Source organism: Sphingopyxis sp. Root1497 (assembly GCF_001427085.1).
GTDB lineage: Bacteria > Pseudomonadota > Alphaproteobacteria > Sphingomonadales > Sphingomonadaceae > Sphingopyxis.
This window is the reverse complement of sequence record NZ_LMGF01000003.1, coordinates 1,527,164-1,544,460: the sequence shown is the minus strand read 5'-3', so window position 1 is coordinate 1,544,460 and position 17,297 is coordinate 1,527,164. Positions and strand designations below refer to the sequence as shown.

The following is a 17,297-nucleotide window of genomic DNA, read 5'->3' as shown; positions in this document are numbered from 1 at the left end:
CTCATTTGGCTCTAAAGGGCCGGCATCGATCGTCTCGAAAAACCTTTCCCTATCGCTCAGGTCGTATAATCGTGCCCTCGAAGCGATGATGGAGAGCCACGAACGCATAAGCATGAGAACTTAGGGAGAGGATGGAATGAAATTCGTCTACGGCTCCGATTTGACATCATCAATCAGGCAAACCGTCTCGAAAGGCGGATCCGACATAGCGGTGGCGTTTTGGGGCTATGGCGCATGTGAGCGCCTAGACCTGCCATCGGATTGCGGCAATTACCGCGTTATATGCGACGCTTTCAGCGGTGCCTGCAACCCTTCTGCAATCAGGGAGCTCAGATCGCGGGGAGCGGACGTCAAGACCATCGCCGGCCTCCATGCAAAAGTCTATATCGGCCCGAATTCGATGGTTTCCTGCTCTGCGAATGCGTCAGCGAACGGCTTGGGTGAGGAAAACAGCGAAATAGAATTCGGCCTCGAAGCTGGCTTCTTTTCAGATAACAGAGGACATCTCGATGAAGCGGGACTATGGTTCTCGGAGCTTTTCGAACCTGCGCTTTGCATTAGCGACGACGATATGGAACAGATCGAAGCGCTTTGGCAAAAGCGACGATCTGGAAGGCCTTTTCGAAACGCTGAAATTTCTTTGGCGCGGATGATCCGCGACAAGTCCCCTCACTTGGCCGATCGAAACATCAAGATTTGCGTTTACACGATCGAAGAAGAAGTCCCCGCCGTCATCGAGGAGACGTTCCAGCGTTCGCGGTTCTTCGACGAAGGGCGCTACGATGAGGAAGATCCTCCATTTTTTTGGGAAGCCGGGCATTGGGGGGTCAAAAGGGGAGACAATCTTATCTGCTTCGCCGCCGAAAGGAATAATATCTCTTTTGAGGGATTATGGCAGGTCGAAGGCTTAATAGACACTGGTGGAATTATCGCCGTCGAACCTACTCCGAACCTTTTCGGCAAGGAGGTGAAAGCGCGTGATTCCGGGAAAATATGTCGGATGGTCCGGTCCCTAATCGAAAACGGCGAAATCCGAGCAGACATGGCACCCATGCCTATTCTAGATTTTGCACTGCTAACCGACCAGTTGTGACGATCATGCTAACACCGACATAATGGAACCTCGCGGAACGATTGCGACTGCGTTACGGCTGTTCGATGGCCGCACCGAATCCTGACCAGCAAACCGCTATCGACGCAATCGAAGGCCCAGTCCTGATCATTGCTGGGCCAGGTTCGGGCAAGACATTCACCTTGGTCGAACGGATCGTCCATCTGATCCGAGATTGGGGCGCACGGCCAGAAACCCTGTTGGTGGTGACCTTTACGGACAAGGCTGCGCGCGAACTAACCACACGCGTTTCGAATCGGCTGCTGGAGCTGGGCATCTCGTTCAACCTCAACGAGATGTATCTTGGCACCTTTCACTCGATCTGCCTGCGCCTGCTGAAGGACAATCGAGAGTTCACTCGGTTGAAGCGTAATTTCGTGTTGCTCGATCAGTTCGACCAGCAATATTTCCTCTACCAGCGCCTCAATCGGTTTGCCGAGATTGACGATATCGAACTCGTGATCGGCAAGGACACGGCGGGTCGCTGGTATCGTGCGACCCAGTTGATGAAGTGGGTCAACAAGGTTGCCGAGGAGGCGCTGGATGTCGGTGCGCTCATAGCGGGTGATGATCCAGCAATCGTGGCGCTGGGCAATGCGTCCGCACTTTACCGCGACATGCTGGTTGAACAAAACAGCTTGGATTTCGCCGGCATCCAGTCGGATGCCCTACGACTGCTGGAGAACAACCCATCGGTGCTGGCGGAGCTTCGGCAGCGCCTGTCACACATTATGGTGGACGAATACCAGGACACCAACACAATACAGGAGCGCTTGCTGTTCCTCCTCGCCGGCGAGCAGCAGAACATATGTGTCGTGGGGGATGACGATCAGGGGCTATATCGGTTTCGCGGCGCTACCATTCGAAACATCCTCGAATTCCCTGATAGTTTTGCGACCGGCAGGTGCAGGCAGGAACGCCTTACCGTAAACTATCGATCCACTCCGGAAATCATTAGCTTTTACAATCGCTGGATTGCCGAGGAGGACTGGCGTGATGGCGAAAAATTTTTCCGTTTCGACAAGACTATCGTGCCTCGCGAGGCCAATTTCCCCGATACGCCATCGGTGCTACGGATTTCCCAGGGCGCACATGGCGACTTTCACGAGGAGGTTTGCGCTTTCCTTCACCGATTGCGCGATAACGGCCTGACGGATTGGAACCAAGTCGCGTTCCTGTTCCGGTCGGTGAAGAGCGACAAGGTGCTCTCGCTGGCCCGGCATCTCGAAGAGCAAGGTATTCCAGTTTATTCCCCGCGCTCAAACCTCTTCTTCGATCGCGAAGAGGTGCGGCTGATGATCGGCGCGCTGATCTTCCTGTTCCCGCAGTTTCCCAACATCCGTCAGACGCGCGAAGGCATGGAGCTGGCAATCTGGGAATATTACGACCACTCCTGCTTCAAGGCATTCGCCGAGGAGTTGCGGAAACCAGAGAATGCCAGCCTGCTGGCGTTTGTGCGGCCATTGGCGAAACGACACCTCGCGATGACAGCGCCGGCTGACTACGGCCTCACCGGCCTGTTCTACCAATTGCTGCAATATCCGCTTTTCAGCCGGTTTCTGGATGAAGATGTGATGAAGGGCGTGGACAAGGGCCGCGCGTCCCGGAACCTGGCGCTGCTATCGCAGCTCCTGACCAAGTTCGAATACCTGCACTTCATCACGGTCTTAAATCCCGAATATATTGAGCGCGATCTCCTCAGTCTTTTCAACCAGTTCCTTCGCTTTCTATACGATGGCGGGATCGACGAGTATGAGGACGATAGCGAATATGCACCCAGCGGGTGCGTATCATTCCTGACCATCCATCAGTCGAAGGGACTCGAATTCCCGGTCGTTGTCTGTGGGTCCCTGGAAGCGGTTCCGCGCAAGCAGTGGAACGAGATCGATGTGGCAATGGAAGCCTATCTTGCAAAGCCACCGTTTGAACCGCTCGACCGGACCAAGAGCTTCGACTTCCGCCGCTTGTTCTACACCGCGTTCTCCCGTGCCCAAAACCTGCTAGTCTTGGCGACGCAGGAGAAGGAGGGCCATGGAAGATCGCCGTCGAAATATTTCGCCGAAGTCTGGAACAGTCTGCCGAACTGGCGCGATCCGACGTTTCGCCCTGATCGGATCGATTTCGATCAGGTGAAAGAGATCAACCTTAAGCGACAATACAGCTTCACCTCACACATTGCCCTCTTTGAAACCTGCGCCGAGCAATATCGATTTTTCCGCGAGCTAGAGTTCACTCCGGTCCGCGCCAGCGCGCAGCTCTTTGGCACGCTCGTGCATCAGACCATCGAAGATGTGCACAAGGCGGTCTTGCGGGGAGAGCCACAAATCGTGACCAGCAGGAAGGTGGAGGAATGGTTCGAAACGAATTACCACTACCTGTCGCGCCGCGAGCGGCAATATCTGAATGCACTCGCGAAGGGCGCTGCGCTCCGCCATGTGCAGCGATATGTTCAGCGCGAACGGCGGAATTTTGACCGGCTGAAGGAAGCTGAGGTCGATATCTCGCTAGTGAAGGATTCATACATCCTCAGCGGCTCGGTGGATCTCATTCGGGGCGAAGGAGATACGGTCGAGCTGATCGACTTCAAGGCAGAGAAAAAGCCAGACCTGGTGCGGGATCGCGAACGGCTCCAGCAATACCGCAAACAGCTTGAGGTCTATGCCCATCTCGTGGAGGAGAGGACGGGCTATCGTGTTAGCCGGACTCACCTCTATTACACGGGCGAAGAAAGCGGAAACCCGTTCATCAGTTGGGACAAGGACAGCAAGGCGATCGATCGCACCATGGCGGATTTCGACGGGATCGTCGGTCGGATCGAGAGCCGGGACTACCGAATGAAGTCCCGCCCCGGTAAAAAGTGCGAGGACTGCGACATGCGATTCTATTGTGACATGAAAAACTGGAAGTTTTTGGAAGGGTAAACGGCGAGTGAGTGACGGACAGGACAAGCTCGACCTCAGCAGCGGGCAGCAGGAAGGCCGGGTTGAGGAATACAAGTTCGCGCCGATCAAAGGCTATCCCATGCTCAACTGGCGTGGAAAGCGGCCGTTCAGCTCCACGCAGTTCTACCCGGCCCAGCTTAAGGAAGTGCACGGAGCCGACGTCGATGGCTGGCGCAACAAGATTTTCTGGGGAGACAATCTCCAGGTGATGAGTCACCTACTCAAGGATTTCCGTGGCAGAATTGACTTGATCTATATTGACCCTCCCTTCGATAGCAAGGCAGATTATAAAAAGAAAATTAGCCTTCGAGGAAAATCTGCTGAAGGAGATTACACAAATTTCGAAGAAAAACAGTATAGTGATATTTGGAACAATGATGATTATTTGCAATTTATATTTGAAAGACTAATATTAGCAAAGGAGCTTCTCTCGGAATCCGGTAGCATATATCTTCATTGCGATTGGCATAAAAGCCATCACCTTCGATGTTTAATGGATGAAGTTTTTGGTCAATCGTCATTCTCAAACGAAATAATTTGGCTGGCGGAAGGTGGCGGAACGTCCGGAATCCGCTTTTCCAGAAAACATCAAACTATTTTTTATTACACTAAATCAAATAAAGAATCTGAACGAATATTTAGAGCGGATGACGTAAGAGTTGCCTACAAAACGGAAAATATAAAACCGCAAACTTACAGCTTTGAGAAAAACGCAAAGAAGCGCCCCGGATTTAAGGATGGATACACGTGGACGCCAAACGAGGCAGGAAAAATACCCGCTGATGTTTGGTTGGATTGCTTTCTCGCAGAGGGAGAGGGGATCCCCCTTGATGTTTGGTCCGACATTAAGGGCCTTTATGGTCCATCTGGAGAGATTGTGGGTTACCCAACACAGAAGCCACTCGCGCTGCTTGATCGTATAATAAAAGCATCCTCAAATTCCGATAGCATTGTGCTGGATTTCTTCATGGGGTCTGGAACGACCATGCTCGCAGCGCAACGTCTTGGCCGGCGGTTCATCGGGGCGGATATCAATCTTGGCGCAATACAAACAACCTGTAGGCGCCTAATAGGCAAGAACTCGGACCTGCTCGATCAGGCCAACCCCGGTTTCGAAGTGTTCAATGTCAATAATTATGATGTGTTTAGGAACCCGATCGAAGCGGCCTCCCTCGTCGCTGAGGCTTTGGAAGTGCAAGTCTTCGCTCAGAGAGGGACATATGACGGCGAGAAGGATGGGCGCATGGTTAAGATCATGCCGGTCAACCGCATCGCGACCAAGGCTGACCTTGCCGATCTTGTTGCTGGCTTCGACCAGAAGGTGTTTCAGCGTCGGCAAGACGAGAACCCGAGGCACGCAGTCGAGAAAATTCTTCTCGTTTGCATGGGGCATGAGCCAGATCTGAAAGCTGAACTTGAGTTGCAAGCGAGGCCGTTCAAGATTGATGTCGAGGTCGTGGACATCCTGCGCGACAGATCGCAGCTCGAATTCAAGCGCGATGCCGAGGCAAAGGTCGCAATCCAAGATGGTGAGCTTGTAATCGAAAACTACTATCCAATGAACCTCTTGCAAAAGCTCTCGTTGCAGCAGGAGCAGGTTGGCGTGTGGCGCGAGCTGGTGGATAGCGTGATGGTGGATTGGAACTATGATGGCGCGGTGCTGCAACCAGCCGTGGTTGATGTTCCTGGCAAGGACGATTTGGTCGTCGGCAGATATAAGGTTCCCGCTGATGCGGGCACGATCCGCGTGAAGATCACCGACCTGCTCTCCGAGAGCTGGGAGCGCAACATCGATGGCTAAGGCGAGCCAAGCTACGGAGCAGGAAGCTGTCCTTGGCGAGTTTGCCTTCTTTCAATTTTTGTGGACTTTTTACCGGCAGAACCGGGGCGCGATCCGGCGCGAATATCGCGACCTGACCAGGAAGTTTCTGGACTTCAACGATCCGGATCACAACCCCAGGGCATTCCTGCGCACACCGCAGTTCGAGGCCCTTGAGGTCTATATCTTCCTTAAGGAATTCCTCGGCAACAGCCGGGTCGAGGAGATTTTCAAGGACTGGTTTGACCGCGCAGGTAAGTTTGCCCTGCGCGAGGAAGGCGGCATCGCCAACAGGCAGGGACAGGTTTCCTTGTTCGAAAATGTCACACGCGACCAATACAAGGTCGTGTTCGAGGCAATGAAGCGGAACCGCCGCGTCTATCCCAACTATATCTTCGCGCTGACAATGGGCACCGGCAAGACCATCCTCATGGCCACCTGTATCTTCTACGAGTTCATCCTCGCCAATAAGTGGCCCAAGGACCCGAAATACTGCCACAACGCGCTAGTCTGCTCCCCGGACAAGACCGTTCTCCATTCGCTCCGCGAGCTGGAATCTTTCCCCCTCGCCCGCGTTGTTCCTCCCGAATATGTGAACTTCCTCACGACCCACATCCGCTTCCACTATCTCGAAGAAGCAGGCACCTCGCTCGACACGCTTGACCAGTCACGCTTCAACGTGATCGTCTCGAATGTCCAAAAGATCATTCTGAAGAAGAAGCACAAGCAGGACTCCGCGATCGATAGCCTGTTCCGGGCCACGCCTGAAGTCTTCACCCTGGAAAATGTCTATGGCGAAGCCGCCGACCTCTATGGGTTCGATCAGCCAGAGGATGAAACGGAACTGACCACCAACCAGCGGTTCGAGAAGCTGACCCGCCTTGAACAGCTCGGCATCTATGTGGACGAGGCCCACCATGCCTTCGGTGCCGATTTGGCCAAGGACATGGGGATCGGAAAGCTTACCGATACCAGCCTGCGGACGACGATCGACAAGCTCGCCGCAAAGTTGAAATCGGCTGGGACGCAGGTGGTAGCCTGCTTCAATTATACTGGCACTCCCTATGTCGGCCGCACCGTTCTGCCCGAGGTTGTCTACGCCTATGGGTTGAAGGATGCGATCAACAACCTGTATCTCAAGAACGTCGATCTCAAGGGTTACTCCAACTCTCGCACGGCCGAGTTCGTGAAAATCGTCGTCGATGATTTCTGCGATCAGACGGAAGGCCTCCAGCCGGAAGGGCTTACGCCGAAGATTGCATTCTTCGCCGCCGACATAGATGAGGCGGTCAACAAGCTGAAGCCGGCAGTCGAGGCAGCGCTTATCGAACGCGGCATCTCGACAAGCCGTATTCTAATCAACGTCGGCGATGCGAAAATTACCTCAAATGATGACGAGCGGGCTTTCCGCAGGCTGGACTATCCCGAGAGCGAAAAGCAGTTCATCATCCTGGTAAACAAGGGTCGCGAAGGGTGGAATTGCCGATCGCTGTTCGGAGTTGCCCTCTTCCGTAAACCCAATTCGAAGATCTTTGTGCTCCAGGCCTCGATGCGTTGTCTGCGTTCGATCGGTGACGCACAGCAGACTGGCCATATCTATCTGTCGCAGGAAAATCTGGCCATACTCGACGAGGAGCTACAGCAGAACTTCCGCATGACAGCCGACGATCTGAAGGCCGCTGCCAGTGACAAGGAGACCGTTCAGATCCGCGTCAACGAGCCGGTCAAATTGAAGATCCGGCGCGTTCGACGCAGCTTCGATCTGGAAGAGAAGGTGCCGGTAGAAAATGCCGATCTTGGTTTCAATATGGCCGACAAAGCCGCTTGGGCTGAACTGACTGACCGCTACCGCCTGCTTGAAACCCAGCGATTGGAACTCGGGCCTGCCAAAGCCAGCGATCGTGTGAAGGATTTGTCGGGGAAGCGTTCAAAACTGGCTTATTCATCCTTGATGATAGTCGCGGAGGTCGCCCGCTATCTCAACCGCAGCCCAATCGAGATCGATAGATTGCTCAGCTCCTCGAAGCAGGGTTTTCCTTCCATTCTTGATGCGGTAAATACGTTCAACGACCTGCTATACGATCTTATCATTCCCAGTCTATTCCGCACTCTTTACGGCCTCAATCCAACAGAAACTGCCGAGGAATTTGAGGTCGATCTTGTCAAAATACCGGCTGAGGGCTTCTACTCAGTCACAGCCGCCAAGGACAAGATCGTGCGCGAAACCGACGCCCTGGCGCAGCCGCACCGGGATAAAAGTTTTCACCTCGACACCTACTGCTTCGACTCTAACCCCGAGCAAATCCTTTTCTGGGATTTGGTTCGTGAGGGACGTGTGAAGAAGCTGTATTTCACTGGCATGCTGACACATGGTCAATCAGATTTCTTCATCCAGTATATTGACCCGGATTCGAATACCGTGCGGTCCTACTACCCGGACTTCCTGTTCGAGCGTGACGACGGAAAAATGGTGATCGTTGAGGTGAAAGGCGACCACCAGATTAATACGCCGGTGGTGCAGGCCAAGCGTGAATTTGCTGAACAGATGGCGATCGCGTCAGGCATGACATACGAGATGATCAAGGGGTCCGACGCGTCCGCACATAGCTACCAGCGACTTCTGCACTGATCGATATCTCGGAGGCTATGTAATGAAGATCAAGCACTACGCCCCCAAATTGCGCAACTGGCTTTCTATTGCGGCCGCCTCGGCACGGAAATGAGCCGCTCCAAGAAGGTCACCCCGACCCTCGTATAAAGTGGCTGACTTGACGGTGCTGCGCAGTTTGTTTTGCAGGCGGCTAATCTGCTGTTCGCTCGGATCATAATGTCCGTCTGAGCCTTCTCGGTTAAACCACCACCAGACGATTGCGGCCCCGATCGCTGCACTAAACGGAACCATGCCGAGACTTTCGCCGAGTGGGTCCCCTTTGAATATGGAGCCGAACATCGCGATCACGCCGACGACCCCGCCGACGATCGCACCTGTGATCATCTTATCTAACATCGCTCGCCTCCCGATCGCTGATATCGGCTTATTCGATATAGAACTTGTCGATCTATCGCAAGTGAATGGCCGGGGCGATCTACAGCGAGGCGCAGAAATCGGTTGCCCGAGCCCTCACTGCTGCGCGCTATGAAGCTGGCCTGAAACAAGCCGATTTGGCGAAGGCGATTGGCAAACATCAGTCTTACATCTCTGATATCGAGAGAGGGCAGCGGCGCGTCGATATTCTGGAGCTTTACGCGATCGCCCGCGCATTGAATGTAGAGCCGGTGGATCTGTATGCGCAGATTACCAGTGGCTTGCCGCAAATCGTCGATGTTTAAGAAGCAATAAGCACGCAGTGCTCCATGATGCCGCCCCGCACTACGGCAAAAAATGCCGTTCCCTCTTGGGTAAATTCTTTCCCCCCGAGATTTCAAAAGCGTGATATAATATTCGTATGAAAACAAATCGAAAGGCCGCGCGCCTCCTATTTTTATAGGAGAACGCATGAGCACCATCACTTCATTCAAAGGCTGGCTGCTCGACGAAGCAGTTCGAATTGACGAGCATTGTCCAGGCTTCGCTGGCCATATGCTGCGAAGCTCGACTGAGCGCCGCCATGTGGTCGCGGCCTATCTGGCTCAGAGCCATCCCGCAATTACGTTTGCTTGCCAGGCCTCTCTCGGTGAATTCTTGGCCACCGCCAAACATCATCAAATTCTGCAAGCAGCATTTGGCGACGTCCCGAACGGATTGCGCGGGGCGTTGAGGCGCGGCGGATCGCAACCTTTTCCAAAAAGGCACTACCGCTATTTGCACGCGCTGCTGGTGAGCGATGCCCGACCCGAAATGCCTCTCCTGATTAGCCGCATGAAAAGCGTGAATCCTACGGCGCTTCGCATTGCGCGGGCGTTGCCGTCCGATCTGCGACTACCATCGCTCGTCGAAGTTTTCCGAGATGTGGAAAGCGCGCGTGACCTGCGCCAACTCGTTGAACTTTTGGACCGCGCCGAGGTTAATCGGGATGAAATGCGGCGCGCGCTGTCATCCGTCGATAGCCTGGACGGCGTCGTCGAATTCGCGAAGCGGTGGGGCTTTCGCGCCGCCATTCCGATGCATCCGATCCCCCCGTCTTCGATATATCACCCTGTCGAAACAGCGGACGAGATCAGGGCACTAGCGTCGAAATTTCAGAACTGCGTTCGAAACTATCTCGTCAATATACTTGAACGGCGCTCCTCCTTTGCCATTGCCAAGGACGGGAAAAGCGAAGCCGTCGTCCACCTCATCAGGTCGCCGCGCGGGTGGCAATTGGAAGGCATTTACGGACCGAGAAACCGCCGTCCGCCCGTTCAAATTCGTGAAGCGGTCACCGACCATCTGGCGCTGCACGGTGTCGTGCGTGCTCGTCGAAGCGATAAGCCGGAAAGCCCTTGGGCATGTCTCAGGAGGCTCGCCGGCTATGTGGATTATCACGATGACTGGGCAGAATTTCAGGCGTGATTTCCTGAATCGACCGATGGCCCGATCCTGACGGCTGGCACCCGCTTAACGAAATCTGAGATCGACGCTTCATCCGCTCCCCACACGATCAGCATTAGTCCAAAGGGCGCTTTCCAGGCAGGCCCGCCCGGTCCGTCAAATCGCAGCCGGCCCGCAAGCAGCAGGGTATGGGCATGATGGCTGACCCGATTTTGGTAGGTTGGGGAGTCAGTGCGAACCGGCACGAGCATGATCACCCGCTCGACCTCTCCATTTTCCCAAGCTGATGCAGCCCGATTCATCCATTTCACCACCGAAGAAAAAGGCGGGTTCACAAATGCGAGTTTGCCTGACCACTCCGATGATATTCCGCACTGAGGAGGAATGATTTTGCGTGCTGCCAATATGGGGGCGTCTGCATGCCCACAGGGGTCAATATCGATCTTCCCAAATACTGCCTCGACTTCGTTCAGAAACCATTTTGGAGTGAACCGCGCATCGCGTTCATCCAGTGACGAGCGATCAAATGACCATGACGATCGAACTGGCTTTTCTGTCCTGGCGTTGGGGGCGATGGCTGAAATCAGCTTGCAAGCTGATGCTATGCTCCCATCCCCATGCTCGACTGCTGTAACGGTGCGGGGCGCAATGCCCGCGCGCGCCGCTGTTTCCTTGACCGACCAAAGAAGCTTCCGACGTCGGTTCTGAAGCTGCTCCGGCAGCGATCTGCCTTGGGCAACATTGGCTACACGAACGCTTAGCTCTCCCATCGCCATCAGCAAAAGCCTCATCGAGCCGATACCGCGTTCCAGCCGCACGACCGACAATCGCGGCACAGCCAATTTCCGAGCGAATTCAGACTGGGAATAGCCGGCCTCCGAACGAGCCTTAGCGATCAATATATGCAGCGTCATCCGATGCATATTTGTATCACATTGTGCATTCGTCAATGCTCAACTGGGCTCACTTACGATATCTTGGGCTGCTTGTTTTTGCGTTGCCTGACGACATTGTCGCGCTCCAGCTTTCGCGCAGCTTGAACCTTTTCGGGTATTCCCAGCGAAGGTAGTGGCGTTGACGTAGCTGGCCGCTGCCCCGCCTTCATGAGGCGAGCGACCTTGAGTTGCAGTTCCTGCTCGCTGATACCGGGCTGTTGCTCGAACAGCTTCTCCCGTTCTCTCTTCTCGATAGAACTCATAGAAATCATTTGAGACTCGCGCCTATTTCGCGCGTCCATTGATTTTACAATGACTTCTTCATTCCAATATTTCTTCTTGAATTTCTTTCTCATTCATCAAAAATATCAAAATTGGCATACCCGAGTCTATATGTTTCGTTCGTTTAGGTGAATTTTTCCGCGCGACGCTTTTCACGTGATTTTCTCTGGCGTTCGCGAGCCAACACGCGTTGATGGACCTTCTTCGCCTCCAGTTCATGGGCGGACAATTCGCGCTTCTTCGGGCCGCTCTTGGAATCATATATCCAGTCAAGGAATCCAAGATCGACGGCTCGCATTTCGACATCGACGTAGTCGGTCTGATCGAACATCTCTTGCAGGTAACGCGCTTGGGTATGATCGTAGACGAAGACCTGGATTGATCGATCCGATTCCGGGTCGCGGACGGAGCAGCGGGATACGAACTGATAGATGGTTTCGAACTCCCGAGTTTCTTTGGCCGCGAACGGATCGACGCCTAAAATTTTCAGGGTTTCGAATTCGCCCGGATCGGGCTTTGCCGTATACAACATAGAAACATAATCGACTTCCGAGTATCGATTTGACCCAGCCATGCGGGGCGGAAGTTGCTCACCCGGCAGGCGCTTCAGCAAGTTTTCATAGCGATGGTTGCACGACCAAATATGCGTCGATTTTCCGACTTCCTTGCGAAGCCATTCGGAGATTAGTCCGAGATGTTTTTTACCGGATGGCTTGTCGAACAAGCCCCGGCTGGCCCCGTGCGCTCGGGCGAAATAGGTGATCGTCATCTTCCGCCTTTGGAACCGGCGAAGATTTGGCCGCACCGACCGTTTCCAGACAATATTTGGCTCGATTGCTTCCAAGACCTTTTTGGTCAAACTCCGGTCAAACGCATTCGCGAGGACGGTGACGCGGTCGAAATTTAGAAGGGCGCGAGGACTCCAGATAGAGGTCCAGCGCCAAGCGGGCTCGCGTGCGAGCATGACCCAATCGTCGGTTTCAGTGAGGACGATGAAATGTTGGGCATTCACCCTTCTGTGCAATTTGGCGATCTCGCGCGCCATCGTATCTCTCGTGAACTCGGCGTTTGTTGCCAAGCTTGCCGCCGCTGGAATGATTGCGTTCAGGCTCTCGCCGGGAATGATTGCAAAGTGCTGCTGCAAAATGGGCCATGTCAACGCGCTGTTGGTGACTTCAGATTCAAAAACTGAAGGCGTCTCGTCCACCACCAGGGTCCAGCTACCGAAATTAGACAGATCCGCGTCCATCATCGCGGCATGCGTTATTACAGCTAATACGTGACCTGATTTGTAGATATGGGGAAGCGCCTCAACTCGCAGCTTCACTGAACGACGTTTGCCGTCGGTCTCGTTATCCGACGACATGATCTCCTCGACGTGAAGGCTGCTGCGCCGATACGCGAGCATACTTCTGATTTTGTCACTTCGCTCGCTGATGGCTTCTCTTCGATCGCACGCAAAAAGATAAAGGCCGTGATTATCGATTATGTGATCGATTTCCGCGTGCGTTTTTCCTGCCCCGGCAGGGCGATCATCGAAGAAAATAGTGCCCGTTGGTGATGAGATATATGTAGCACTGGCGCTACTGTTGTATTCGAATTGTGTCACGGTAGATCGTTTCTTTGTATAGGAATATTGCGTGACATCTCAGGTGAAAGCGGCATCTGCCGCGCCCCATTGAGTCATGTCGTTGGTTCAAAAATGATGGCTGGACGGCTGACACATATGAGGTGGGGACCGCCGCATGTGTGGGAGCCGGCCTGTCATCACGTGCAAGGCGCGCCTTGCGCGGCTTCGCGCTTGATGATTTTCAGATCGGCAATTTTCGCTCGCGCTCCAATTCCCGGCCCCCTCGCGATCGAAACAGACGTGGCTGCACCACATCCATTCGATCACAAAGGTGCATTTCGCCATCTGTGTGTCTCCCAATGGAAGAAATCACAATCTCAAGCGCGCGCAGCGCGCACCGGCAACAGTAGCGCGTTGCAGTCCGGTAAACGCCATGTGCGGATCCGCGAGATGGCGCGGATAGATCGCGTCGTGGCGGAATAATGCAAGAGAGGCCCGGCCAAGCGGCATGCGCCGACCGGCTTCCTGCATTCAAGCAGCTTCCAAAAATTGACCGGCCTCGTCGCAGCGGGTGAGCAAGTGCGTTGCACGATCGGCGGGGTCTTCGCCGCTAATGTGTGCCCGATCGAATTTAGCTTGATTAAGCTCTCTAAATAATTCTTCTGTTGATGCCATTCTTTCGCTCCAAAGGTTCTATAATTCTATCTAATTTCTCTAAAACTGCGCTGATTGGGGAGCGCCGGTCTTGGCGAAATTTACAAGCGCTACTGCTTGATTGATCGTCATCGGATCCAGTTGACCTTTTGCGATTTTTTTCGCTCCAACGCCTTTGAGCGAAAACGCTATGTTTGCGGATGACAGCAAACGCTCAGACCAGATTTTCACGTTGGTATGGATTTTGGGATGAAATTCGACGCAGTAGATTGCGAATGCCAACGGATTCTCAACGTAATGGGCGGAGTTCCGAATTCTCTGATCTCTGCGGTGCTTCTGTCGCGTGCTCCAGATCTCAAAGTCGTCACAGATTACGTGGAATTCTTGTTCACACCAAGGATAACCGTCGCTTTTGAACGCGGTCTCAATACCCGGTATGGGCCCGTCATTCCCCTTGGATGCGAGATAGAACCCGACTTGCAGAATCTCTGCAACTGTGGCGATTTTTTTGGGCATTGAATTTCTCCGTTTGATTTAACACGGAGAGCCATTTATTGGCATTTTTTCCAACTAGCAATACAGTAAAAAGTGGTAATTAACTGATTTCTATACTAAAAAAGTGGTAACGCAATTCAGATTTTTCGCAAAAAAGCGTTCAATTTGGAGAAATTTGCAGCATATTCCTGCACAGATATATTGAGATAAGGGGAGCCAAGACTGCGACGAATTGAAGCCTTGTCTCCTTGGAATCCCAAAAAAGGGCGCGTCGGAAAGGGGCGCTGCGCGGAACGCCATCGAGGCCATTGATGTTTAAAGAAAAAAGATATGGACAGGAATATTCGAGATGATTTAGGTTTGTGAAATTAATCCGCTAAAGGAAAATTCCAATGAATTTAAGTAAAGTCTCTAATATTGAAATTATTGTTCAGAATAGAGGAAACTCTACACTGAATCGCTACATCGCACATGCCGAGGATGAGCCGATGTATTTGCATCGTTCGTTTCAGGATATTGGCGAGGCAGTGCAGCATACCCATGACTTTGTGGCGGATCGCCTTTTGAGGAACGGGTGCGGCGACGGTCTTATTTATGACCAAGAAATCGGTCGGATCATCTCAATCTTCGGGCACGCTCAGCGGCCAAAGCCAGGGTCGGAGGCTCCTGTTGTAGAGATTCAAGCCTCATTGTCGCATGACCGCATGGTCGAGGTCGAAACGGCGTTTCTGCCTTGGCGAGATTGGGGAGGCGACCTTGACGCCGCGCCAACCTTTGTCTGGCAAACGCTATTTTAGCGAAAGGGGGCGGCGATTTGTGATTTTGACCATTGAGCAATCGCCGCCCACGTGCATGAGCCATCTTCTGGTTTGCGCCATCACCGGCGTATTTTCGTCGAGCAAACGCTATGCTGATAGATTGCGAAACGTTGGACCTGGGTCAGAGCCAACCCCCTCGACGAGCCATTGCTCGAACGAAAGCGGAAGCGAGGTCGCTTGCAGTTTCGCCGCGTCGTTCAATGTCCGCATAAGGTCGGGATGGTCGAGCAGGGGATGGAAAGCCTCCGCGAGGTATATTGCCCGTATTCCTGTCGCCGCCTCTAAGGCGTCGAAACCAATTGTCGCGCGCGATGCGCGCTCCTTTCGACCGCCAAATCGAAATCGGGCTGTTGCAGCGTCACGAGCGACGGCGGCGTAGAAGATAAGCTCACTGAGGGCACCGACCGCGATATTCTCGCCTGCTTTAAGTTCGATTACCGTGAAATGTCCATCACCAGTGCCGACAATATCGATTGCACTGGTGCCGCCCGTGAACACCGGCGACGTCAAATTTGCTGTCCGATAAAGTCCCACAGGAAACTGACGGTCTAGAAGTCGCAGGTTCAGCGCCTTCTTGAGGACGGGAGCATGCTCTTGGATCAATGACCATTCGAGTCTGGCTTCTGGTTTCGGGCTTTCCGGGCGCTCAGCACTTGCGCCCGCAATGTTGAGATACAGATCCGCGCCTGTCCGCACCGCGCAATCATCGAGGTGCTGCGGCGTGCCTATACGGAACCAGTCCGGAAAGAGGTCGGCAAACCTTTGGACCCGATACAGGAAACGTGCGTAATGAGGATTGAGCGGATTGTCCGGCTGTTTTGCGGGCGGGTTCCAATGAAGCGTGATAATGCGCGTGTTTAGCCATAGCCTTAGAGCGAGAGCCCAGCCCTCGAATCCGGCAGCATTGGTCTGCATATTGCTACAGGTGGCGTGGTCGCTCATATGCACGTCGATATCTGGGCCAGCCCGATTGAACTGAACCTGTGTATTTGCCGGAAGACGAATATTGCGTCGATCTCTGCCTGAGACCTCGGCCCACGCGGCGTAGGCCGCGCGGAGGTCGCTACCAATTGATTCGTTGGAGGAAGCTGCGGCCTCGATCCTGTTCATGGAAATTGATCTCCGACGTCTATTCAATTGAGAATGAAAACCGCGCCGGTTGGCGTATTATCTGATGCTGGCGGAATAATCTGCCTTGCTCGGTTCCTGCCAACCGCGCGCCCGGAGCAATGCGGCCATGTCGAATGGTTCCTCAGATACCAGCCTGGACCAATGATGATTGGGCACCTCAAACTCATCGAGCAGCATCTTCCAGCGTCGAGGTTTTGCAAAGCGACCATGGAGGGAAGTGCGGTGGCAGCGAATGCACAGTCCAATCCATGTCGAAAGATCATAATAGTGCTCGGCATGTTCATCGCGAGCCGGTGAGCGGCAGATGTCGCAAATAGCAGGCCGCTCGGTGCATCCCTGCTTGGCGAGCCAGTTTGACAGACCAGCAATTCGATCTCGTTCCCGATCGCTGAAGCCACTATACGACCCTTTGTCAGAAAGTGCCGATTGATCCGGTGCAAGCCGGGCCTTCGCCGCCCCGATGATAATATCGGGTCCCAAAGCTCGGACGGCACGACGAGGCAATGCGGCGATCAACGCGTCTGGATCAAAATGGGGCATCAACTATAGAACCTTTAGGACGCTATCGGCGGCCTCTTCTCAGGACACGTCTAAACATGCTTTCAACTGCTTCGTCTGTCCACATACAGCCATCAAGCATCCTTATTTTAGCAACCAGATTCAGGAACGCCGAGCATCGTTTTGGGTCGTGACTCAGTTTGCTCAGATCGTGGCGGTAGCGTCGATAAACTGACCGCACCAGTTCATCGTTGGGACCAAGCTTTGACACCAATGCGGCCTCTGTCTCAAGGGATCGTTTTTTCTTAGATATCCAGTGCTTGGCGGGACCTATTGTGGCGACACGCGTCCGATATCTGCTATTTATGGCCCCTGATTTCTTCGAATGAAAACGACGTCGCACTAAGTTCGCCGAGAGCGTCTTATACATTATGTCGATAAACGAGCATTTATCCTCCCCATTCAAAATTGCTGATGCGCGATCCATTCATTTCAATCAAGAAGCACACGTGCCCATCCTGCCTCATTGATCTAACCGCAAACGGAACATCTACTGCGACGTGATTCCTGT

The 17,297-nt window shown here is 53.5% G+C and carries 15 protein-coding genes; 7 read left to right on the top strand and 8 right to left on the bottom strand.

The window, feature by feature from the left end:
* The first annotated feature begins 136 nt into the window (after positions 1-136).
* The 4 genes from ASD67_RS23065 (at position 137) to ASD67_RS10745 (ending at position 8,501) form a co-directional block, all read left to right on the top strand.
* Positions 137-1,093, top strand: a complete 957-nt coding sequence (locus ASD67_RS23065; protein WP_156377661.1) for a phospholipase D family protein — start codon at positions 137-139, stop codon at positions 1,091-1,093.
* 65 nt (positions 1,094-1,158) lie between these two features.
* Positions 1,159-4,032 (top strand): ATP-dependent helicase, encoded by a 2,874-nt coding sequence (locus tag ASD67_RS10755; RefSeq protein ID WP_056346693.1) that lies wholly within the window; start codon positions 1,159-1,161, stop codon positions 4,030-4,032.
* 7 nt (positions 4,033-4,039) lie between these two features.
* Entirely contained in the window at positions 4,040-5,854 is a 1,815-nt protein-coding gene (locus tag ASD67_RS10750) for a site-specific DNA-methyltransferase (protein ID WP_056346691.1), read from the top strand.
* Positions 5,847-8,501 carry a TnsA endonuclease N-terminal domain-containing protein gene (locus ASD67_RS10745; RefSeq protein WP_056346689.1) on the top strand — a complete coding sequence of 885 codons (2,655 nt, stop codon included), beginning with the start codon at positions 5,847-5,849 and terminating at the stop codon, positions 8,499-8,501. The genes ASD67_RS10750 and ASD67_RS10745 overlap by 8 nt, the downstream gene beginning before the upstream one ends.
* Before the next feature lie 36 nt (positions 8,502-8,537).
* On the opposite strand, the gene ASD67_RS10740 is transcribed toward ASD67_RS10745, so the two are convergent.
* On the bottom strand, positions 8,538-8,879 hold the full coding sequence (locus ASD67_RS10740; RefSeq protein WP_056346688.1) for a hypothetical protein: 342 nt from the start codon (positions 8,877-8,879) through the stop codon (positions 8,538-8,540).
* A gap of 65 nt (positions 8,880-8,944) precedes the next feature.
* On the opposite strand from ASD67_RS10740, the gene ASD67_RS10735 reads away from it, so the two are divergent.
* Both ASD67_RS10735 and ASD67_RS10730 read left to right on the top strand, forming a co-directional pair.
* Positions 8,945-9,202, top strand: a complete 258-nt coding sequence (locus tag ASD67_RS10735; RefSeq protein WP_056346686.1) for a helix-turn-helix domain-containing protein — start codon at positions 8,945-8,947, stop codon at positions 9,200-9,202.
* 166 nt (positions 9,203-9,368) lie between these two features.
* Positions 9,369-10,364, top strand: a complete 996-nt coding sequence (locus tag ASD67_RS10730; RefSeq protein WP_156377660.1) for a hypothetical protein — start codon at positions 9,369-9,371, stop codon at positions 10,362-10,364.
* Here the strand turns inward: ASD67_RS10730 and ASD67_RS22650 are convergent.
* From ASD67_RS22650 to ASD67_RS23055, 5 genes are all read right to left on the bottom strand, one after another.
* A complete protein-coding gene (locus ASD67_RS22650) occupies positions 10,355-11,257 on the bottom strand; it encodes a DNA N-6-adenine-methyltransferase (protein WP_162248565.1) in 903 nt (300 codons plus the stop codon). The genes ASD67_RS10730 and ASD67_RS22650 overlap by 10 nt on opposite strands.
* Before the next feature lie 53 nt (positions 11,258-11,310).
* Positions 11,311-11,634: a hypothetical protein gene (locus ASD67_RS10725; RefSeq protein WP_156377659.1), complete on the bottom strand. Its 324-nt coding sequence runs from the start codon at positions 11,632-11,634 to the stop codon at positions 11,311-11,313.
* A 50-nt stretch (positions 11,635-11,684) separates the two neighbouring features.
* Positions 11,685-13,169: a hypothetical protein gene (locus ASD67_RS10720; protein ID WP_156377658.1), complete on the bottom strand. Its 1,485-nt coding sequence runs from the start codon at positions 13,167-13,169 to the stop codon at positions 11,685-11,687.
* A 492-nt stretch (positions 13,170-13,661) separates the two neighbouring features.
* Complete coding sequence (locus tag ASD67_RS23060; RefSeq protein WP_156377657.1) at positions 13,662-13,805, bottom strand: hypothetical protein; 144 nt, start codon at positions 13,803-13,805, stop codon at positions 13,662-13,664.
* A gap of 39 nt (positions 13,806-13,844) precedes the next feature.
* Positions 13,845-14,300: a hypothetical protein gene (locus tag ASD67_RS23055; protein WP_156377656.1), complete on the bottom strand. Its 456-nt coding sequence runs from the start codon at positions 14,298-14,300 to the stop codon at positions 13,845-13,847.
* 371 nt (positions 14,301-14,671) lie between these two features.
* Between ASD67_RS23055 and ASD67_RS10715 the strand changes: the two genes are divergently transcribed.
* Positions 14,672-15,076 (top strand): hypothetical protein, encoded by a 405-nt coding sequence (locus ASD67_RS10715; RefSeq protein ID WP_156377655.1) that lies wholly within the window; start codon positions 14,672-14,674, stop codon positions 15,074-15,076.
* A gap of 108 nt (positions 15,077-15,184) precedes the next feature.
* On the opposite strand, the gene ASD67_RS23050 is transcribed toward ASD67_RS10715, so the two are convergent.
* Entirely contained in the window at positions 15,185-16,207 is a 1,023-nt protein-coding gene (locus tag ASD67_RS23050; protein WP_156377654.1) for a hypothetical protein, read from the bottom strand.
* Positions 16,208-16,264: 57 nt separating this feature from the next.
* Complete coding sequence (locus ASD67_RS23045; RefSeq protein ID WP_156377653.1) at positions 16,265-16,768, bottom strand: hypothetical protein; 504 nt, start codon at positions 16,766-16,768, stop codon at positions 16,265-16,267.
* Positions 16,769-17,297 lie beyond the last annotated feature (529 nt).